Raw genomic sequence first — 20,399 nt, forward strand, 5'->3', positions numbered from 1 at the left:
CCCCGGTCGGCAGTCGAGTGCTGCCTGTGTGCCCGAATTCCGTTGCCGGCCAAAAGAAACGGCCGAGGGCGCTGCGAAGCCCTCGGCCGTAACTGAGTTGTCTGCTGTCAGGGCAGGTAGGTCCACGTCGGGCCGACGCCCGGAACGTCGATCTTGCGCAACGAGATCCAGCCCAGGTCGTCTTCCTGCATGCAGTCGTACACGTCCGCCGCGCTGGTGCCGCGGCACGCGATGGTGCGCGAGGTGCCGTACGGGCTCATGATCAGGTTCTTGCCTGCCGCCGCGGCGCCGACGGCGTCGGGGGTGTTGGCGGGCAAGAAGTCCGCGGTGAAGTCGAAGTACTTGGCCGGATCACCGTTCGGTTCGGCATTGGCGATCGCGGGGAGACAGAGCGCGGCGCCGAGCGCGACGGCGGCCATGGTCAAAACTTTCTTGGACATGACCGCACATCAAACCGCAAATAGGTGAAGATCGCATGCCTTCGAGGTGAACGAGGTGCAAGCTCGCATTCCGAGGGCCTCAGGCGGTGGCGTGATCGGCGCTGTCGTGCATCCGCTCCGCGTGCACCGTCGCCGGGTGAATCGCGATGAGCCCGAGCCCTTGTCGCCGCTTGCAGTGCCTGGCCAGTTCCTCGTACGCGGGCGCGCCGAGCAGTTCCTTCAGCTCCGGGCCGTAGGACTGCCAGACCGGCCGGGTGCCGACGTGGGCGTCCGGCGAGCCGGAGCAGTACCAGTCCAGGTCCTCGCCGCCGGGACCCCAGCCGCGGCGGTCGTATTCGGTGACCGTGGTGCGCAGGATCTGCACGCCGTCGGGCCGGTCCACCCACTCCTGGGTGCGCCGAATCGGCAACTGCCAGCACACGTCCGGCTTCACCTCCAGGGGCTCGATGCCGCGCCGCAGCGCCATGCTGTGCAGCGAACACCCCACGCCGCCCTCGAAGCCGGGCCGGTTGAGGAAGATGCAGGCACCGTCGAAGCGGCGGGTGCGCAGCGCGGGCTCGTCCTCCAGTTCGTCGAGCTCGAGGTAGCCCTTCTTGGTCACCTTGCCCGCCGCGTCCGTCGCCTCACCCATCAGCTGCCAATCCTCGGGTGTGAGCATTTTCACAGCGTTCTGAAGCCGCTTGCGATCGTCCTTGTCGGACAGGAACGCGCCGTGCGAGCAGCAGCCGTCGTCGGGTCGTTCGGCGATGATGCCCTGGCATGCCGGAGTGCCGAAGACGCACGTCCAGCTCGACAGTAGCCAGGTCAAATCGGCGACGATCAGATGCTCGTCGTTTGCTGGATCGACGAACTCGATCCATTCGCGGGGGAAATCCATATCGACCTCGGGACTCGGATCGATCTTCCCCGCTGGTCGGGGCCGGGTCGGGCCGCTGGTTGATGCGCCTACCGTCACACCTCGGAACGCTAACAGTTCAGTCGCTTAACCTATAGGACCGGATCACCCAGTACCGTGTTCATGTGCGGCTTGGGGTACTCGATGTCGGAAGCAATACCGTCCACCTGCTGGTGGTGGACGCGCATCGGGGTGGTCACCCCATGCCGATGAGCTCGACCAAGGCCACTTTACGGCTGTCGGAAAACATCGATGACGAGGGCAGGATCACCGAGGCGGGTGCGCAGCGGCTCATCGCCACCGTCGCCGAATTCGCCAGCATCGCCGAGACATCCAAGTGCGTCGAGCTGATGCCGTTCGCCACCTCCGCGCTGCGCGAGGCGACCAATTCCGAGGACGTGCTCGCGCGTGTTCGCGCGCAGACCGGCGTCGCGCTGCAGGTGCTGTCCGGGGTCGACGAGGCTCGGTTGACCTTCCTCGCGGTGCGCCGCTGGTTCGGCTGGAGCGCGGGCCGCATCCTCAATCTCGACATCGGCGGCGGTTCGTTGGAAATGACCAACGGCGGCGACGAGGAACCCGATCTCGCGCTGTCGTTGCAGCTCGGTGCCGGACGGTTGACCAGGGAGTGGCTGAAGGAGGATCCGCCGGGTAAGCGCCGCGTCAACGTGCTGCGCGACTGGCTCGACGCGGAGCTCGCGCTGCCCGCGAAACAGCTGCTCGATACCGGCAAACCGGATCTGGCGGTCGGCACCTCGAAGACCTTCCGCTCGCTGGCCAGGCTGACCGGAGCGGCACCCTCGGCGGCGGGCCCTCGGGTTCGTCGTACACTCACCAGCTCAGGTCTGCGCCAACTGATTGCGTTCATCTCGCGGATGACGGCGGCCGACCGTGCAGAATTAGAAGGCGTAAGTTCCGATCGGTCACAGCAATTGGTGGCTGGCGCATTGGTCGCGGAGGCGAGTATGCGGGCACTATCGCTGGAATCCCTGGAGATTTGTCCATGGGCGCTGCGAGAAGGACTGATCCTGCGCAAACTGGATACCGACATGAATGGCGGACCCCGAGCGACACGCTTACCGGGCCCGGCGGCCAGCAGTGGCCGCCAGGCGACCGGCGACGCGGCCGCGCTACCGGGGCCGATAGGAACGGTGTCGTCATGAGTGAGCGAATCGTGTCACCGCGGGTCTCGCGCGTGACGGAACACAGCGCCGGTGAGGTGCGGTTATGAGCGACGACTCCAAACAGCTGTCGGTCGCCGAGCTGCTGGCCCGCAACGGCCAGCAGGGCGCGTCGTCCGCGGGTGGCGGCCGACGCCGCCGCGGCGGTCGCGGGATCTCGGTGGCCGAGCTGACCGGTGACATGCCCGCCATCGGCAGCGGTCAGTCCTCGCACGCCGCACCCGACGAGGTGCCCGACGAGCCGGTCTATGAACCACCGGCCTACGAACCGCCCGCACCGGAACCTGTCTCATACGCGCCACCCGCCTCGGACCCTGCGGCGTATTCGCCGATGTCCGGGCCGATCTCGATGTACGACCCGCTCGCCGCGTACGCCCAGCCCGAGCCGCAGGCCGACCCGCTGCCCGGCCGATCGAACCGGGTGATGCCCGGCCGGGAGATGCCGGACTCGCGGTACAGCCCGCCCGCCGACCCGCTGTCCGCGCGCACTCCGGTCGCCGACCTGTACGCCCCGTCGCCGAACCCGTACGCGCCGTCGCCGAATCCCTACGCGCCATCGCCCAATCCGTACGCGAACGACCCGGTGCCGGACGAGGCCCCGCGTTCTGGACGACGCCGCAGGCACGACGAGCACGACGACGCCACCACCGAGGTCCGCCCACTTCGCGAGCCGGGCGGGCGCGGGGGAGCGGGCGCCGTACCGCCACCGGACCGCAACGGCCGCAACGGCGTCACCGGCGGCCGCGCCGCCCGGCGCCGCGCGGCCGAGGCCGAAGCGGACGAGATCGCGCCGTCGACCGCGGCCTGGTCGCCGTCCGCCGCGGACTACGACGAACCCGCGCCACTACCGGAATCCAGAGCCACGGCGCCGTGGGCGCCGACGCCCGAACCGCCGCCGAGATCCCCGCAGCGCAACGGCGCCGCCGAAGGTGGCCTGCCCGCCTGGTCGGCGCGAAGACGCAAACCCGATGCGCCACAACGCAACGATCCGCCGCCCGAGACCGAGGGCATCTCCACCGCCGCATGGTCGCTGGCCAGCCAGGACCAGCAGCTCGTTTCCGGTCAGACGGTGGCGGGCGATCTGCTCCGGGACGGTGTCGAGCGGGCGGAACGCGCCGATGCCGAACGTGCGGCGGGTGGCCGGGGCAAACGCGGTCGCGCGAAACGTGATTCGGGCCGCGCCGCGGTCGACGAGCTGGAGATGTACGACGGCAAGACCGATTTCTTCGAGCCCGTCGACCTCGACGACGAGCACGATGAGCTCGACGACTTCGACGAGGACGAGCAGTCCGACCACAAGGTCTCGCCGCGCCGCTCCACCCGGGCGGCCAAGAAGGCCGAGTACGACGCCAACCGCCGCCAGTGGATGATCCTCGGCGGTCAGAGCACCGGCGCGGCCGTCGTGGGCATGTTGCTGTTCAAGGGTTTCGAGCGCATGTGGGAGATGCTCCCCTGGGTGGCGCTGGCCCTGGCGATGATCGTGATTCTCGGCCTGGTCGCGCTGGTGCGGATTCTGCGCCGGACCGACGACGTACTCAGCACAGTGATCGCGGTCGTCGTGGGCGTCTTCGTCACGCTCGGACCGCTAGCCTTTCTTCTCAGTACGAACTGAGGCAGGGAGCGGCAGTGCGGAAAAACGGACAGCAGATTCTCGTCGGACTCTCCACGGCGTCGGTGTATCCGCAGAACACTGAGGCGGCGTTCCGGTACGCGGCCGAACTCGGTTACGACGGCATCGAATTGATGGTCTGGGCCGAACCGGCCAGCCAGAGCATCGCCACCGTGCAGGGCTATGCCCGCAAGTACGACGTGCCGGTGATCGCGATCCACGCGCCGTGCCTGCTGATCTCGCAACGGGTGTGGGGCGCGGATCCGGCCGCCAAACTCGAGCGCAGTGTGCGCACCGCCGAGGCGCTCGGCGCGCGAACGGTCGTGGTGCATCCGCCGTTTCGCTGGCAGCGCCGCTATGCCGAGAACTTCGCCGACCAGGTCGCCGAGCTCGAGGAGCACAGCCCGGTCGTCGTCGCGGTGGAGAATATGTTCCCGATGCGTGCCGACACCCTGTTCGGTCGCGGCGAGCGTGCGGTGAAGCGGCTCGAGCGCCGCGGCGGACCCGGCATCGGGCTCACCGCGTTCAGCCCGTCCTACGACCCGACCGACACCGGTTTCGAGCACTACACCCTCGATCTCTCGCACACCGCGACCGCGGGCGCGGACCCGTTGGCGCTGGCCGCCAGGATGGGTCAGGGCCTGGCCCACCTGCACCTGGCCGACGGTCGCGGTGCCGCGCACGACGAGCATCTCGTCCCCGGTGAGGGCACCCAGCCGTGCGTCGAGGTGTGTGCGGCCTTGGTCCGCAACGGCTTTGCCGGTCAAGCCGTCGCCGAGATCAACACCCAGAACGCCCGCACCACCCAGGACCGCGCGGCCATGCTGCACCGCACCCTCGCGTTCGCCCGGCTGCACCTGAACGGCCAAACCGCACCCGCGCCGACTCCGGCCAACCACGCCTGACGCGAAAGTTCCTGTTTCGCAAGCGCATTGATGAATCATGCGCCGCGTCGGATGCGAAAAGCGTTCCGCCGCAAATGTTTTGCAGATTCCGGTGACCTGCTCGCCGAGTTGATTGCGGCCCGGCGGCTACTTCGCCGTGCGCGAGCCTCGCGAACAGGTGTGATGCATCTCGCGCCGGCCCGGCCGACGGGAATGTGCCCGGCCAACCGCTGCGTTCTACGCTGTACGAACGCCGCGTACCAGTAGCCCTGATCGCCGACGCGGCGGGTGGACGACGGGAGTGACGATGACGACGGAGCTGGATCCGAGACGGCTGAGCGAGACCGAGGCGCCGTTCAGCCGGGTGCTCGCGTTGACCGAGCTGCCCGCGACCACCCCCGACACCGGTCGCTACCTCGGCGATATCGGCAAGTCCTGGACGATCGGCGACAAGGTGCACGGCGGCACCATGGTCGCGGCCAGCGCCGCGGCCGGCCTGCAGTGGCTGCGCGCGACCGATCCGGCCCTGGTCGACATGGCGCCGATCGCCGCGAGCTCCGACTTCCTCGGCGCGCCCGACCCCGGCGACGTCGAATACGAGGTGCGCATCCGCAAGATCGGCCGCCAGATCTGCCTCGCCGACGCGAACCTGATCCAGCACGGCCGCACGCTGGTGCGCACCGCGCTGACCTTCGGCCACCTCGACGACGCCGCGCCGCGTTTCGCGCGCGAACACGACGACATGCCCGTCGAACCACCCGCCGACGCGGTCGGCTACGAGCCGGGCTCGCCGATGGGCCGGATCGTGCACGTCGGCCAGTCCGCCGAGCTCTACCTCGATCGGGAGTGGGGCCGTTTCCTCGACGGCGAAACGGCCGAGCCACGCCTGCGGCTGTGGATGCGTCCGCGCCCCGCCGATCAGCAGGACCCGGAGGTCGCCATGTTCTTCGCGATGATGAGCGCGGACATGAGCCCGCCGGTTCCGTTCAACCTGGGGCATTTCGGCTGGGCGCCCACCGTCCAGATGAGTACTTTCCTGCGCCGCAAGCCCGCCCCCGGCTGGCTGCGCATCATCGCGACCACGCACGAGGTCGGCGCCCGCCTGTTCGACGAGGACCAGCTCATCCTCGATTCCACTGGCGCGGTCGTCGCGCAGAGCCGCCAGCTGGCGCTGATTCCGCAGGGATGACCGCCGTCTAGGCTTTTCCCCCATGACGAGAATTGCGGTTATCGGTGGCGGACGCATTGGGGAGGCGTTGATCGCGGGCTTGCTCGAGTCCGGGCGGCCGGCGAAGGACCTGGTTGTCGTCGAAACGTTTCCGGAGCGGGGCGCCCAGCTCGCCGAGCGGTTCGGCGTGCGGGTCACCGATTCGGTGGCCGACGCCGCGGTCGGCGCGGATCTCCTGGTGGTCGCCGTCAAGCCCGCTGACGTCGACGCGGTGATGACCGCGCTCGGCAAGGCCGCGCTCAGCGACAACGCGAGCGTCGGCAACGATCGCGACCAGATCCTGGTTTCGCTGGCCGCGGGCGTGCCGACCGCACGGTTGGAGGCGAAGTTGCCCGCCGGCTTCCCGGTGGTGCGGGTGATGCCGAATACCCCGATGCTGGTCGGCCAGGGCATGAGCGTGATCGCGCCGGGGCGGCACGCGCGCCCGCCGCAGCTGGAGCTGGTGACCGAGGTGCTCGGCGCGGTCGGCAAGGTGGTGACCGTCGCGGAGGCGCAGATGGACGCGGTCACCGCGGTCTCCGGCTCCGGGCCCGCCTACTTCTTCCTGATCGTCGAGGCCATGGTGGACGCGGGCGTCGGCCTCGGGCTGACCCGCGAGGTGGCCACCGAGCTGGTGGTGCAGACGATGGTCGGTTCGGCGGCCCTGCTCGTCGAGTCCGATCAGAGCGCGGTGGAACTGCGGGCCGCGGTCACCTCACCGGCGGGCACCACGGCCGCTGCGGTGCGTGAGCTCGAGCGCGGCGGGGTCCGTTCGGCCTTCCTGGAGGCTTTGCACGCCGCGAAGCAACGCTCCGCCGAGCAGGGCGGCGGCGACGGCCTCGGAGCAGGCAGCGCGATGTAACCACCGCGGTCGCTGGCATCCGGCGGTCGGGGGCCCCGATGCGCCTCCCGGACAGCACCCGTTCGGAAGCACGCAACCGGTCGGTTCCCAATGGGAAAAGCTGATTTCTCACTCCCGTCGCAGTAACACCACTGGTCCCGCTAAGCTTCAAGCAGCACGTGCGTGTCTGTTCCGCCGGTGGGGAAGCCGGCGGCGCGGGCGTGCCGGAGGTCAATGGTGCAATGATGTCTAACAAGATGTCTGCAAGTAGCTCAGGAAGTTCGAGTGGCCCAGGTCCCTCAGGCGCCCGGGCTGGTTCCCGGGTGCAAGGTGGTTCCGGGTCGCAGGGTCAACCCATGCTCGGCGGCACTCAGTTCCTCACGGTCGCCGAGGTGGCGAGCCTGATGCGAGTGTCCAAGATGACGGTGTACCGGCTAGTGCATTCCGGTGAGTTGCCCGCGGTGCGGGTGGGTCGTTCGTTCCGGGTGCACGCCAAGGCGGTACACGACTATCTGGAGACGTCCTACTTCGACGCCGGATGAACGCCTGATCCGTTCGCGCTCAGCCGGGCGCGGGACGCCGACGGACCTGGTCCGGCGGCGTTGGATCAGGCGGTTTCGAGGCTGACCGGACGTGCCGGTACGATGGACCCTCGGTTCGTGTTCGCCCGCCGGTGGCATCACCCTGTGGTGTCCGGTGGTACCCGGCGGCGCGGACACTGGACGTGAGGCTTGCCGAACGACCGGTCAGTTGGCGTACGTGTGTAGCGTGCGCGCCGAGTAGAGAGAACGCGAGGAACAACCCTATGGGTTCTGTGATCAAGAAGCGCCGCAAGCGCATGTCGAAGAAGAAGCACCGCAAGCTGCTTCGCCGCACACGTGTGCAGCGGCGCAAACTCGGCAAGTAAGCGCTGCGCGTCAGCTCGAAGGCCCGTCACCTCAGGTGGCGGGCCTTTTTGTTTGAAATACCGATTTTTGAAACCGCGGCGTGTTTCAGGTGACTGAAGTCATCGTTAGAACCTGGTAAATACCAACAGAACCCGTGAACGCAGCGGCTACCCTAGGAACCGGGGAATAAGTGATAACGGGGGCTTGCCAAGGTGGGATGCGGTGCCGGTGGCTTCTGACGCTCGAGACGGACGCACGCCGAAAGTCGTGTTGGTGACCGGTGCGAGTCGCTTCTTCGGCGGCAATGTGGTCGCGCGTCTCGCGCAGGATCCCGACATCGACCGCATCATCGCGGTCGACACGATGACCCCGAGCCGAGAGTTGCAGCGGCGCATGGGCCGTGCCGAATTCGTGCGCGCCGATATCCGAAATCCGTTGATCCGTAAGGTGATCGATGGTGGCGCGGTGGATACCGTGGTGCACGCGGCGGTGCTGGCCAGGCCGCCCGCCGGGGCCGGGCGCGCGGTGATGAAGGACCTCAATGTGCTCGGCGCGATGCAGTTGTTCGCGGTCTGCCAGAAGGCGCCGACGGTGCGCCGGGTCGTCGTGCGGTCCTCCTCGGCGGTGTACGGCTGTAGCGCGAAGGACCCGGCGAAATTCACCGAGGAAATGAGTGCGCGCACGCCGCCGCGCGGTGAGTTCGCGCGCGACATGATCGACATCGAAGGTTTTGTGCGCGGACTCGCGCGGCGGCGGCCGGATATCGCCACCTCTATTCTGCGTTTCGCACCGATTGTCGGACCGCGGCTGGCGAGCCGGGGCATGCAGTATCTCCGTTCGCCGATCACGCCGACGGTGTTCGGCCGCGACGCGCGGCTGCAACTGCTGCACGAGGAGGACGCGGTCGCCGCGCTCGCGCACTCCGCGCTGACCGCCCGCACCGGCACTTACAACATCGCCGGCGATGGCGCGCTCGCACTGTCGCAGGCGGTGCGGCGCGCGGGCCGGATCGAACTGCCGGTGCCGTTCGCGCTGTTCCGGACCGCGGGCCGGGTGCTGATGGGGCCGGTGATGCGCGAATTCTCCGGCGAACAGCTCGACTATTTCCATTTTGGTTGTGGCCTCGATACCACCCGGATGCGTGCCGAACTCGGCTTCGTGCCGCGCTGGACGACCATGCAGGCCTTTGACGACTTCATCGGGGGCGCAGCGTTGCGGCCCGTAATCGATCCCGCGTGGATCGATGCCGCAGAAAACAAACTGCTCGGCCTGCTCGGGGCCGGTACGGGAGCGCAGCAATGAACGACGTAGCGAAAGTCATTCAACTCCACGATATGCAGGACGAGGCGCGCTCGCGCCCGACCGCCCGGCGCTGGCCGGAGCACGCGCGGGGCGAAGCGCCCAGCCCGGTGACCTCGCTGACCGATCGCCTGGCGGCCACCGAACCGCCCGCGCCACAGTCGCTCTCGGAGCTGGTGCGGGGCGCGCTCGGCAAGCAGATCGGCAAGACCGCCGACTTCGCCCGCCGCCGGATCACCGGCGACTACCAGGTGGACGAGTTCGGTTTCGACGAGCACCTGCTCGAGTCGGTGATCCTGCCCGCGTTGCGCCCGATGTCGGAACTGTGGTTCCGGGTGCAGGTCAGCGGGATGGAGAACATCCCAGAGGCGGGTGGCGCGCTGATCGTGGCCAACCACGCGGGCACCATTCCGCTGGACGGGCTGATGCTGCAGCTGGCCATCCACGACCGGCACCCGAAGCAGCGGGCACTGCGGTTGCTGGCCGCCGACCTGATCTTCGAAACTCCGCTGCTCGGCGCACTCGCCCGCAAGGCGGGCCACACCCTCGCCTGCCGCGAGGACGCCGAACGGTTGCTGCGGGCCGGCGAACTCACCGGCGTCTTCCCGGAAGGCTTCAAGGGGGTCGGCAAGCAGTTCGCCGACCGCTACAAGCTGCAGCGGTTCGGCCGCGGCGGTTTCGTGGCCGCGGCGGTGCGGGCCGGTGTGCCGATCATCCCGTGCTCCATCGTCGGTTCCGAGGAGATCTACCCGAAGCTGGCCGATCTGCAGCCGCTCGCGCGACTGCTCGGTCTGCCGTACTTCCCGGTGACGCCGCTGTTCCCGCTGCTCGGCCCGCTGGGCGCGCTGCCGCTGCCGTCGAAGTGGTACATCGAATTCGGCGCGCCGATCCCGACCACCGGCTACGAGCCGGAGGCGGCCGACGATCCGATGACCATGTTCGAGGTGACCGACCAGGTTCGCGAAACCATCCAGTCGACGCTCTACAAGCTGCTCACCAAGCGCCGCAACCCTTTTACGGGCTGAGCCGCACCGTCCGCAGCTGCCCGTCGACCCGGCGAACGCCGGGCACCAGTCGGTAAACCCCTCGGCCGCACTGGTTTCCGGCGTTCGCCGGCTCGACGGGTGCCCGCGTCGAGCCCAGGACCGAGTCGCGGCTCAGTGATCGCGCTTGCGGGTTACCGCCGCGGCGACCGCGCCGCCCGCGGCCCCCAGCGCCAGCGCCGTCGGCACGCCGATCTTCGCGGCCTTGCGCCCGGTGCGGAAGTCGCGGATTTCCCAGCCCCGGTTCTTCGCCACCTCGCGCAGGTCCGAATCCGGGTTGATCGCGACCGCGGTGCCGACGAGCGACAGCATCGGCACGTCGTTGTGACTGTCCGAGTACGCGGTACAGCGCTTGAGGTTCAACCCTTCTCGAATCGCCAGCGTGCGCACCGCGTGCGCCTTGCCGAGCCCGTGTAGGATGTCGCCGACCAGCCGCCCGGTGAACTTGCCGTCCACGCTCTCGGCCACCGTGCCCAGCGCGCCGGTGAGCCCGAGCCGCTTGGCGATCACCTGGGCCAGCTCGACCGGCGTCGCGGTGACCAGCCAGACCTGCTGGCCCGCGTCCAGATGCATCTGTGCGAGAGCCCTTGTGCCGGGCCAGATCTTGTCGGCGATGATCTCGTCGTAGATCTCCTCGCCGAGCGCGGCCAGCTCGGCGGTGGGGCGCCCGGCGATGAACTCCAGCGCCTTCTCCTTGCCGCTGGCCATGTCGGAGCTGTTCTCCCGCCCGGTAACCCGGAACTTGACCTGCTTCCAGGCCACGTCGACCAGGTCGGAGGTCTTGAAGTACTTGCGCGCGGCCAGACCTCGGGCGAAGTGCACGATCGACGCGCCCTGCACCATCGTGTTGTCCACGTCGAAGAATGCCGCCGCGGTGAGGTCACGCGGCACCTCGGGGCCGGTGAGATCGCGCTGCGCGAGCGCCAATTCCGCGTCGTGCAAAGACAATGCGGCATCCGCACTTGCCTCGCCGGCCAGGTTGGCCCGCAGCTCTTCCTCGCTGGGGCCGAAGGGGCTGCGCGGGATACGAGCCAGTTGATCCTGCAGGCCCTCACCGATCGCGCCCAGATTCCACCGCGCCGGAAACTCGCCGAATCGTCCCGCGATGAATCCGGCCCTTGCCACCTTCGATCGTTCCGGCACCGATACCTCCGCCCGTCGCGCGAACCATGTCCACAGTAACTGGGCCGACCGACAGTCATCGCAGTACCTGGCAGACCGATTCGGGCGTGGCGAGGGGATTTAATATCCGCCATGACCAATCCCACACATTCGGTGACCCTGTTGACCAGATCCGGCTGCGGCATGTGCGCAATCGCGCTGGACCAGCTGCGGGTGATCTGCGCCGATTTCGGCATCGAGCCCGCGACGCTCGATGTCGACGAGGCCGCCGCCACCGATCCTGGCCTGCGCGCGGAGTTCGGCGACCGGTTGCCGGTGGTGCTGCTCAACGGTCGTGAGCACAGCTATTTCGACGTGGACGAGGCCAGATTGCGGGCCGACCTGAGCCGCTGAGGGCTGAGCGGCAGCGCCGGAGGAGGCAGCGCAGCGTCACCACGGAGGTGCAGCGAAGCCCTCGAATCGAGCACTGACCGGTAGCGATGATAGTTCTCCCCGGCCGCAGCGCTGGTCGCGACGGAAAATGAGGCCAATTTCACCGACTTTGTGAAGGGCTGCACAAGCAGTTACGGTGGTGGCACGCGGACCCGCTTGCCGAGGCTGCGGGCCCACCGCGTAAAGACACCCAGCATTCCGACACTTCGACCATGGCACCGGACCGTCCCGGGCCAGAGGTCCAGCGACGAACCGGTACCCGATTCGGGCCGGAACGAGGAGCCGACGACGTGACAGAGCAGCATGAGGCGCCGGGCGGCGTCTCCGGCAGGGCTCTGCAGAAGGACATCCCGCAGGCCACCGTCGCGCGTTTGGCGACCTATCTCCGGGTCCTCGCCACGTTGGCCGACGAGGGTGTTGCCATCGTATCGAGTGAGGAACTCGCTGTCGCGGCGGGTGTCAATTCGGCCAAATTGCGCAAGGACCTTTCCTTCCTCGGACCCAATGGCGTCCGGGGTGTCGGCTATGACGTAGCCAGGCTGAGGACGAGGATCGAGGATGTGCTCGGCCTGTCGCAGGGACACCGCGTGGTGCTCGTCGGCGCCGGGAATCTCGGCCGTGCCCTGGTCGGCTACGGCGGGTTCCAGCGGCGCGGCTTCACCGTGGTCGGCATCTTCGACAATCATCCCGAGGTGATCGGCCTGCCGGTCGCCGGTCTGGTGGTGTGCGATGTCGCCGGGCTGGCCGAGGCGGTCGCCGCGCTAGAGCCGACCATCGCGGTCATCACCGTGCCCGACGACGCGGCCCAGGACGCCTGCGACCGACTGGTCGCGGCCGGGCTGCAGTCCATTCTGAGCTTCGCGCCCTGTGAGCTGGTCGCGCCGGCCAGCGTCGAGCTGCGCCGGGTCGACCTCGCGGTCGAACTGCAGATGCTGTCGTTCGAGCGAGTACGTAACGCGGACAACGCCTCCGGGCCCGTGGCCGCGCCGATGGGCCCGCCGCGGCCCGCGTCGAGCCGGATCAGCCACCGCGCCCCCACCGCGCATACCTCGGCCGTACATCAGGCCCTCAAGCATTCGGCAGCCGCGCATACGGCGTCCTCGCACACGGCAACGGAGCCAAGCAGCAAGGGATCGGTGGTCAGTCCATGAGAGAGCGCAGCGAGCGAATCATGTCACAGCGTGCAACGCGCGTGCCGGAGCCGAGCGTCAGCGAGGCGCAGGCATGAGTGTTCTTCTGGTCGGGATTTCGCACAGGAGTGCGCCCGTTTCGGTGCTGGAGAAGGTGGCCATCGCCGACGCTGACCGTCCCAAGCTGATCGATCGCATGCTCACCTCGAGCCATGTTTCCGAGGCGATGATCGTCTCCACCTGCAACCGGGTCGAGGTCTACGCCGTAGTCGACGCGTTCCACGGCGGTCTCGCCGAGGTGGGCGACCTGCTCACCAAGCATTCCGGGCTGCCGCTGCCCGACCTGACCAAGCACGCCTACGTGCGCTACAGCGAGGCCGCCGCCGAGCACCTGTTCGCGGTGGCCAGCGGGCTGGACTCGATGGTGATCGGCGAGCAGCAGGTGCTCAGCCAGATCCGCGGCGCCTACGCCTCCGCCGACGCGCAGCAGGCGGTCGGGCGGACCCTGCACGAGCTGGCCCAGCACGCGCTGCGGGTCGGTAAGCGGGTGCACTCGGAGACCGGAATCGACCGGGCCGGCGCGTCTGTCGTGTCGGTCGCGCTGGATCGGGCGCAGCATGTCGTCGGCTCGCTGACCGGACGCACTGCGGTGGTGGTGGGCGCTGGCGCGATGGGCAGCCTTGCGGTGGCGCATCTTTCGCGGGCGGGCATCGGCCGGATCGTCGTCGTGAACCGCACCATCGGGCGGGCCGCGCGGCTGGCCGAGACCGCGGGCGGCTACGGGGTCGACGCCGAGGCGATGGAACTTTCCCGGCTCACCGAGGCGATGGCCGTCGCCGATGTGGTCATCACGTGTACCGGCGCGGTCGGCAATGTGGTGACCCTGGCCGACACCCACCGGGCACTGACCGAGCGCGAGCGCGGCATCGAATTCGCCACCACGGAACGGCCGTTGGTGTTCTGCGACCTCGGCCTGCCCCGCGATGTCGAGCATGCGGTCGCCGGACTGCCCGGTGTGACGGTCATCGACATCGAGACGCTGCAACGCGATCCGGCGGCCGGCGCCGCCGCCGACGACACCGCCGCGGCCCGCGCGATCGTGGCCGACGAGCTCGCCAAGTACCTGACCGGCCAGCGGATGGCCGAGGTCACCCCGACCGTGGCCGCGCTGCGCCAGCGCGCCGCCGAGGTGGTCGAAGCCGAACTGCTGCGGCTGGATTCGCGGCTGCCGAGCCTGGCCGACCCGGAGCGTGACGAGGTGGCCCGCACGGTGCGCCGGGTGGTCGACAAGCTGCTGCACGCGCCGACCGTGCGGGTCAAGCAGCTGGCCTCCACGCCGGGCGGTGACAGCTACGCCGAGGCGCTGCGCGAGCTGTTCGAGCTGAAACCAGGTGCGGCGCAGGCGGTTGCCACGCCGATGGAGATCTCCGCGATCGGCGACCACGCGGGCATGTTGCTCACCGACGCCGACATCGCCCTCGCCGACGACTTCACCACCGGCCACCGCGGCGACGAACAGGGGCAGCCGGCATGACGGCGCACCGGATCGGTAAGGCCGCGCCACGCACCCGCGAGGTGCGGGCATGACACTCGTGCAGGAAGAGGACAACGTGACGGCAGGCAGCACGCGCGCGCCGTGGCGGATCGGCACGCGCGGCAGCCTGCTGGCGCTCACCCAGTCGGGCACCATCCGCGACGCGCTGGTCGCCGCGGGACACGAGGCCGAGCTGGTCGTCGTCAAGACGCTCGGTGATCTCTCGTCCGAGCCGGTGCAGCAGATCGGCGTCGGCGTGTTCACCTCCGCCCTGCGCGACGAGCTGGCGGCGGGCAACATCGACATCGCGGTGCACTCCTACAAGGACCTGCCGACCGCGCAGGACCCGCGCTTCACCATCGCCGCCATCCCGCCCCGGCAGGATCCGCGCGACGCGCTCGTCGCCCGCGACGGACTGGTACTCGGCGAACTGCCCGCGGGCGCCAAGGTCGGCACCTCCGCGCCGCGGCGGGCCTCGCAGCTGCGGGCGCTGGGTCTCGGCCTGGACATCGTGCCGTTGCGCGGCAACCTGGACACCCGCCTGCGCAAGGTCAGCGACGGTCACCTCGACGCGGTCGTGGTCGCCAGAGCTGGCCTGGCCAGAATCGGCAGACTGGATGCGGTGACCGAGGCCTTGGAGCCGGTGCAGATGCTGCCCGCGCCGGGTCAAGGTGCGCTGGCCGTCGAATGCCGCTGCGACGACACCGAACTCATCGAGGCGCTCACCGCGCTGGACGACGCCGCGACCCGTGCGTCGATCATCGCCGAGCGGGCCTTGCTCGCCGAACTCGAGGCAGGCTGCACCGCGCCGATCGGCGCGCTCGCGGAAGTAGTCGAGTCCATCGATGAAGACGGACGGATCTTCGACGAGCTCTCGCTGCGCGGTTGCGCGGCGGCGGTCGACGGGTCCGATGTGGTCCGGGCCTCGGTGGTCGGCGCACCGGCGAACGCGGACGAGCTCGGCCGGGCCCTGGCCCGCGAGCTCCTCGACATGGGCGCGCGCGAGTTACTCAGCGTCGCCGAACCAGGGGCCGATGCCCCCGAACCGGAATCCGGTTCGGCTACACAGGCGGTGAATGCGCCCGCCTCAGACTTCACCCAACCCAGCCCAATGGAGAACAACCAATGAGCGAGCGTAGCGAGCGATTCATGACACAGTGCGCACCGCGCACGGCGGGACCGAGCGCCAGCGAGGTGGAGGCATGAGCGGTCGAGCTACCAAGAAGCAGCCAGGTCGGATCCTTTTCGTCGGGTCAGGTCCCGGCGACCCGGCGTTGCTCACTGTGCGCGCTCGTGAGGTGATCGGCCGCGCGACGCTCGCGTTCACCGATCCCGATGTCGACAAGGGTGTGCTCGCCCTGATCGGGACCGCGGTCGAGCCCGGCGAAGACGGCGAGCGTCCGGTGGACGTGCGGCCCGCCCTGGGCGAGCCGGCCGAGGTGGCCAAGACGCTGATCGCCGAGGCCCGCAACGGCCACGACGTCGTCCGCGTGGTCGCCGGTGACCCGTTGACCACCGACTCGGTGATCGCCGAGGTCAACGCGGTCACCCGCTCGCACATGGTGTTCGAGGTGCTGCCCGGCCTGCCCAACGGCTCGGCCGTGCCCAGCTACGCGGGCATCGCGCTCGGCTCCGGGCACACAGAGGCCGACGTGCGCGGCGAGGTCGACTGGGCCGCGCTGGCCGCCGCCCCCGGACCTCTGGTGCTGCACGCGACCTCGGGCCACCTGGCCGAAACCGCAAGCGCCCTGGTGGAACACGGCATGGCGCCGCAAACTCCGGTCGCGGTGACCGTGCGCGGCACCACCCGGCAGCAGCGCACCATCGAGGCCACCCTGGCCACGCTGAACAGCGCCGCCTCCGAGCTGGTCGGCCCGCTGGTGGTGACCATCGGCAAGGTGGTCGCGTCGCGCTCGAAGATGTCCTGGTGGGAGTCGCGCGCGCTGTACGGCTGGACCGTGCTGGTGCCGCGCACCAAGGACCAGGCGGGCGAGATGAGCGAGCGGCTGGTCACGCACGGCGCCATTCCGATGGAGGTGCCGACGATCGCGGTCGAGCCGCCGCGCAGCCCCGCGCAGATGGAGCGCGCGGTCAAGGGTCTGGTCGACGGCCGCTACCAGTGGGTGGTGTTCACCTCCACCAACGCGGTGCGCGCGGTGTGGGAGAAGTTCGCCGAATTCGGTTTGGACGCACGGGCTTTCTCCGGCGTGAAGATCGCCTGCGTCGGCGAGGCCACCGCGGACCGGGTCCGTTCGTTCGGCATCAACCCCGAGCTGGTGCCCAGCGGTGAACAGTCCTCCGAGGGCCTGCTCGCCGACTTCCCGCCCTACGACGACGTTTTCGACCCGGTGAACCGAGTTCTGTTGCCGCGCGCCGACATTGCCACCGAGACGTTGGCCGAGGGCCTGCGCGACCGCGGCTGGGAAATCGACGACGTCACCGCCTACCGCACGGTGCGCGCCTCGCCGCCGCCCGCGGAGACCCGCGAGATGATCAAGACCGGCGGTTTCGACGCGGTCCTGTTCACCTCGTCCTCCACGGTGCGCAACCTGGTCGGCATCGCGGGCAAGCCGCACGCGCGCACCATCGTCGCGTGCATCGGCCCGAAGACCGCCGAGACCGCCATCGAATTCGGTCTGCGCGTCGACGTGCAGCCCGAGGTCGCTCAGGTCGGTCCGTTGGTCGAGGCGCTCGCCGAGCATGCCGCCCGGCTGCGTGCCGAGGGGCTGTTGCCGCCGCCGCGGAAGAAGAGTCGCCGCAGCCGCTGATCCCTGCTGTACCCACTGCCCGTGCCGAGTTCGGTACGGGCAGTGTGCATTTCGTTCGTAGTTTTCCGGTGGTATCGATATCTGTTGTCCGGCAGTGGATTTGGCACCATTGCTGGGCTATGCCCATGAAAACATGGGCAGCTCATCTCGTGTGGTCGGGCTAGTTTGTCCTGGCGTGTTAGCGCGATCACAAGAGGGAGTTGGTTTCGATGAAACGATCGATAGTGCACGTCGGCGCGGCAACGTTCGCCACCATGGTCATCGTATTGTCCAGCGGCGCTTCGGCATTGGCGGCGCCCGCGCCCGCGCTGCCTGCCGCCGCGCCCGCTGATATCGACGCGTCGACGGGCAGCTCGACCGGTTCGCTGCAGGGGTTGCCCGCGATCGGGCGCGGCTTTGCCTGCCTACTCAAGACGTTGTCCGGCGGTACCGGCCAGATTTGCACCGTATAGCGCAGGTAGCGGTTTTGGATCGGCGGCGTACCGCATGCGATACGCCGCCGATCCGGCTTGAGGCGGTGCCTCAGTACCGCTTACGCAGCAGTGTGCGCACCATGGTGCAGGTGAGGTCGGACGGCGGGCGAATGCCGATGACCTCGGCGGTGTGCCGGATGCACTTGTTGTTCGCCGAGCTCGGGTTGTAGACGCCCGAGTCGAGCAGTGCGATGGTCAGGCGCATCGCCTTGAGTTTCCGATTGTGGCGGACATACCACGACCGCGGGCGCCCCGCGGGTAGTCGCTGCTTCTCCAGCGGTGTGTAGGGCCGGTCGATGAGAACGGTCTTCGTCGCGGGCACAGGCTTCCCTCCCGTTGCGATCGGGGACTCGGCGAATCCCCTCGAACACTGTTTCGATTATACCAACGAGTACCGACAAAAACCGCTGGCCGCAAGGGGTTCGACGACTACGCCAGGGCACCGCTCAACGGCGAGCTCGACCAGCCCGCCCAGTGTTGCCACCACTGCAGGTAGTCCGTCGAGGCCATCGGAGCGTCCAACGCCTCGAGGGGGATATCGAAGGCGTCGACGAGCACACCGAGGTGCTCGGCCAGCACGAGACGGTGGCGCAGCAGCTCGGACTCGACCGCGCACGCGCAGCGGGCGGGCATCCGCTGGTGCGCGGCGTACCAGACCCCGCGAGCGTAGATCCGTTCCAGGGCATAGACCGCTCCGGCGGATTCCAGCAGCGCACGTGCCGTCGGGTCGGCGGTGTGCTGTGCCGCGGTGTGAACCGCGGTGGCCGCCAGGCGTTCCGCGGTCGCGGTGGCCAGTTCGATGGCGGCGGTGTCCCGGTCGATCGCCACGCCGGCTGCGGCGAGGTCGTGGTGGCGCAACCCGGCCGCCACGGTCACCTCTCGCTCGACGAGCAGCTGCAGGTACCAGGGCAGCTGAGCCGGGGCCGCCGGGAGGTCGAACGCCGTGATGTCCACGCCCGCCATCGCCGCCAGCCCCGCCTGTTTGAGCAGCAGTTGCGACTCACCCTCGGCGGTGATGATCCCCTCGGTGGTGCCGATCCAATCGCCGATCCAATTGGCGCGCAGGCTCGCTTGCGCGGCCCCGCGCTGGCGGCAGGTCAGCAGTACCTGGTGCGCGGTGTAGGCCAGTAGCGGTTTGGCCAGCATCGACCACACCGCTTGGCGCGGATCGCCGGCGCGGGTTCGTGACCGCATATCTTGTATCTGATAGCCGAGAATGCTGGTGGCGTAGACGGCGGCCAGCGCGGAAACCACATCGCGGCGCACTGTTCCGCGCTCGATCATGGCGACCTTGCCGGGTCGCCGTGCGGCGGCGTAGTTGACCAACAGGGCGAGCCCCGCGCGCGCGACCGCGCTCGCGGCGTTGGCCAGATCCAGTCGCCCTTCCCCCAACATCGCGATCGCACGATGGAAACGGGCCCGCGGCGGGAGCTCGCAGCGCAGCCCGGTCCGGGTCATCACCGCCCAATCGCCGCCGAGTAACGCGTCGCGCGGCACGAACAGCGCGTTGAACCGAATCAACGCGTGATCCATCGGAGCCCAGGACTTATCGGGCAGCGTACGGACCTCCAGGCCGGGCACCAGCGAGCCGTCGGCGTCGCGGAATCGCAGCAGGAACGGCAGGACGCCCTCATCCCGGCCGTCGACGATCAGACGGGCGGTGGTCACGCCGATTCGCGGTGTCGCCGAGGCGATGTTCGGCATGAATTTCCAGCTGGCCGCGGTCGGCGAATTCAGCCAGTACCCGTCGCTGGCCGCGTCCCACGTCGCGGTGGTCTGCTGATCGCTGCCGTTGGTGCCGCCCAGCTCGGTCAGGGCCAGTTCGCCGACCGCCGTACCGGCATCGAGCTGAGCCAAGAGCTCGGCCTGGTACTGCGCACCGGTGCCGAGCGTCGCGATGGCGCCGACCGACAGATCCAGGTGGCCGGTGAGGACGGGAATCAGGTGCGGGGCGGCGATGGCGGCCCACTCGCACAGGCTGCCCCGCATACGCACATCCGCCGCGATGGCGACCGACGAGCCGCCCAGCTCGGCGATCGCCGAGCGCAGCAGCGCGGGCGCCAGCGCCGCCTCCTCGGCATAGGTCAGGTCCGAGCGGGGCCGATCGCCGAGGGCGAGCACCGCGGCGCGCACGCGCCGGTGCAGTTCTTCGTCCGGACCTCGCAGCGCGGTGCGCAATGCGTCGGTGGTACTGGACTTTTCCGGTCGTGACGGCGAATCCGACGGTGCGAACACGGCAGGTGCATCTACTGTGGTCATGGCAGAGTTCTCCAAATCTGCAAGAGCTTCAGGCGGTTGCAGCCGCACTGGAGCGCGAGTGATCGGGTGTCCCCTCGCTACCAACGGGGGGACACCTGAACGTCCGATGTGATCGCGACGTCGATGCCGGCGCGATCTATTGAGCTTCGGCGCGGACTCCGGCCGAGATCTCCGGCGCGACGAAGGCGCCTGCTGCGCCGATGTCCGCAGGCGCTTCGCAGGCCGGAGGGCTTGTACCTGATGTGATGGGTGAGCAGAGATAGCCACTGGGAAACGCGTGCGGAATTTCGATGCTGTGTCGCAAGGGGGAGGACTCCTCGTCGGTACCGGAAGCAGCGCAACAGATCGGCTTGCCCGCTTCCGGGCTCGGAATCACTCTCCGGCCGGCGCGCCCGCAG

Annotated in this window: 20 protein-coding genes; 15 read left to right on the top strand and 5 right to left on the bottom strand. The window is 68.9% G+C overall.

Annotated features, from left to right (window positions below):
- Positions 1 to 107: 107 nt before the first annotated feature.
- Positions 108 to 440 carry a hypothetical protein gene (locus ABZ942_RS23770; RefSeq protein ID WP_357385417.1) on the bottom strand — a complete coding sequence of 111 codons (333 nt, stop codon included), beginning with the start codon at positions 438 to 440 and terminating at the stop codon, positions 108 to 110.
- Positions 441 to 519: 79 nt separating this feature from the next.
- Positions 520 to 1,317 carry a hypothetical protein gene (locus ABZ942_RS23775; RefSeq protein ID WP_357385884.1) on the bottom strand — a complete coding sequence of 266 codons (798 nt, stop codon included), beginning with the start codon at positions 1,315 to 1,317 and terminating at the stop codon, positions 520 to 522.
- A gap of 143 nt (positions 1,318 to 1,460) precedes the next feature.
- Here ABZ942_RS23775 and ABZ942_RS23780 point away from each other — a divergent pair, with 143 nt between their 5' ends.
- The 9 genes from ABZ942_RS23780 (at position 1,461) to ABZ942_RS23820 (ending at position 10,265) form a co-directional block, all read left to right on the top strand.
- The gene (locus tag ABZ942_RS23780; protein WP_357385419.1) at positions 1,461 to 2,495 is read left to right on the top strand and encodes a Ppx/GppA phosphatase family protein; all 1,035 of its coding nucleotides are present in this window, start codon (positions 1,461 to 1,463) and stop codon (positions 2,493 to 2,495) included.
- A 64-nt stretch (positions 2,496 to 2,559) separates the two neighbouring features.
- Positions 2,560 to 4,125: a hypothetical protein gene (locus ABZ942_RS23785; protein ID WP_357385421.1), complete on the top strand. Its 1,566-nt coding sequence runs from the start codon at positions 2,560 to 2,562 to the stop codon at positions 4,123 to 4,125.
- A gap of 14 nt (positions 4,126 to 4,139) precedes the next feature.
- Positions 4,140 to 5,027 (top strand): sugar phosphate isomerase/epimerase, encoded by an 888-nt coding sequence (locus tag ABZ942_RS23790; RefSeq protein WP_357385423.1) that lies wholly within the window; start codon positions 4,140 to 4,142, stop codon positions 5,025 to 5,027.
- 286 nt (positions 5,028 to 5,313) lie between these two features.
- Entirely contained in the window at positions 5,314 to 6,195 is an 882-nt protein-coding gene (locus ABZ942_RS23795) for a thioesterase family protein (RefSeq protein ID WP_357385425.1), read from the top strand.
- 22 nt (positions 6,196 to 6,217) lie between these two features.
- Positions 6,218 to 7,075 (top strand): pyrroline-5-carboxylate reductase, encoded by an 858-nt coding sequence (gene proC / locus ABZ942_RS23800; RefSeq protein ID WP_357385427.1) that lies wholly within the window; start codon positions 6,218 to 6,220, stop codon positions 7,073 to 7,075.
- A 335-nt stretch (positions 7,076 to 7,410) separates the two neighbouring features.
- Positions 7,411 to 7,596 carry a helix-turn-helix domain-containing protein gene (locus ABZ942_RS23805; RefSeq protein WP_014988570.1) on the top strand — a complete coding sequence of 62 codons (186 nt, stop codon included), beginning with the start codon at positions 7,411 to 7,413 and terminating at the stop codon, positions 7,594 to 7,596.
- A 263-nt stretch (positions 7,597 to 7,859) separates the two neighbouring features.
- A complete protein-coding gene (locus ABZ942_RS23810) occupies positions 7,860 to 7,961 on the top strand; it encodes an AURKAIP1/COX24 domain-containing protein (RefSeq protein ID WP_003402602.1) in 102 nt (33 codons plus the stop codon).
- A 247-nt stretch (positions 7,962 to 8,208) separates the two neighbouring features.
- The gene (locus ABZ942_RS23815) at positions 8,209 to 9,243 is read left to right on the top strand and encodes an NAD-dependent epimerase/dehydratase family protein (RefSeq protein ID WP_357385886.1); all 1,035 of its coding nucleotides are present in this window, start codon (positions 8,209 to 8,211) and stop codon (positions 9,241 to 9,243) included.
- Complete coding sequence (locus tag ABZ942_RS23820; protein ID WP_357385430.1) at positions 9,240 to 10,265, top strand: lysophospholipid acyltransferase family protein; 1,026 nt, start codon at positions 9,240 to 9,242, stop codon at positions 10,263 to 10,265. The genes ABZ942_RS23815 and ABZ942_RS23820 overlap by 4 nt, the downstream gene beginning before the upstream one ends.
- A gap of 132 nt (positions 10,266 to 10,397) precedes the next feature.
- Here ABZ942_RS23820 and ABZ942_RS23825 read toward each other — a convergent pair whose 3' ends face one another.
- Positions 10,398 to 11,351 (bottom strand): HAD-IB family hydrolase, encoded by a 954-nt coding sequence (locus ABZ942_RS23825; protein WP_357385888.1) that lies wholly within the window; start codon positions 11,349 to 11,351, stop codon positions 10,398 to 10,400.
- Positions 11,352 to 11,537: 186 nt separating this feature from the next.
- Between ABZ942_RS23825 and ABZ942_RS23830 the strand changes: the two genes are divergently transcribed.
- The 6 genes from ABZ942_RS23830 to ABZ942_RS23855 all read left to right on the top strand — a co-directional run bounded on the left by ABZ942_RS23830 (position 11,538) and on the right by ABZ942_RS23855 (position 17,721).
- The gene (locus tag ABZ942_RS23830) at positions 11,538 to 11,798 is read left to right on the top strand and encodes a glutaredoxin family protein (protein ID WP_357385432.1); all 261 of its coding nucleotides are present in this window, start codon (positions 11,538 to 11,540) and stop codon (positions 11,796 to 11,798) included.
- Between the two features lie 329 nt (positions 11,799 to 12,127).
- Entirely contained in the window at positions 12,128 to 12,988 is an 861-nt protein-coding gene (locus ABZ942_RS23835) for a redox-sensing transcriptional repressor Rex (protein WP_357385434.1), read from the top strand.
- 73 nt (positions 12,989 to 13,061) lie between these two features.
- Positions 13,062 to 14,501, top strand: coding sequence for a glutamyl-tRNA reductase (locus ABZ942_RS23840; RefSeq protein WP_357385436.1), 1,440 nt, complete (start codon positions 13,062 to 13,064; stop codon positions 14,499 to 14,501).
- Positions 14,502 to 14,550: 49 nt separating this feature from the next.
- Positions 14,551 to 15,630 (top strand): hydroxymethylbilane synthase, encoded by a 1,080-nt coding sequence (gene hemC, locus ABZ942_RS23845; RefSeq protein WP_357385438.1) that lies wholly within the window; start codon positions 14,551 to 14,553, stop codon positions 15,628 to 15,630.
- Between the two features lie 73 nt (positions 15,631 to 15,703).
- Positions 15,704 to 17,269, top strand: coding sequence for a bifunctional uroporphyrinogen-III C-methyltransferase/uroporphyrinogen-III synthase (locus ABZ942_RS23850; RefSeq protein WP_357385440.1), 1,566 nt, complete (start codon positions 15,704 to 15,706; stop codon positions 17,267 to 17,269).
- A 209-nt stretch (positions 17,270 to 17,478) separates the two neighbouring features.
- Entirely contained in the window at positions 17,479 to 17,721 is a 243-nt protein-coding gene (locus ABZ942_RS23855; protein WP_357385442.1) for a hypothetical protein, read from the top strand.
- 70 nt (positions 17,722 to 17,791) lie between these two features.
- Here the strand turns inward: ABZ942_RS23855 and ABZ942_RS23860 are convergent, their stop codons facing one another.
- Positions 17,792 to 18,064, bottom strand: coding sequence for a hypothetical protein (locus tag ABZ942_RS23860; protein WP_357385444.1), 273 nt, complete (start codon positions 18,062 to 18,064; stop codon positions 17,792 to 17,794).
- Between the two features lie 107 nt (positions 18,065 to 18,171).
- Positions 18,172 to 20,001 (bottom strand): hypothetical protein, encoded by a 1,830-nt coding sequence (locus tag ABZ942_RS23865; protein ID WP_357385446.1) that lies wholly within the window; start codon positions 19,999 to 20,001, stop codon positions 18,172 to 18,174.
- Between the last annotated feature and the right edge of the window lie 398 nt (positions 20,002 to 20,399).

The sequence above is a fragment of the Nocardia sp. NPDC046473 genome (assembly GCF_040645995.1).
Classification (GTDB): domain Bacteria; phylum Actinomycetota; class Actinomycetes; order Mycobacteriales; family Mycobacteriaceae; genus Nocardia.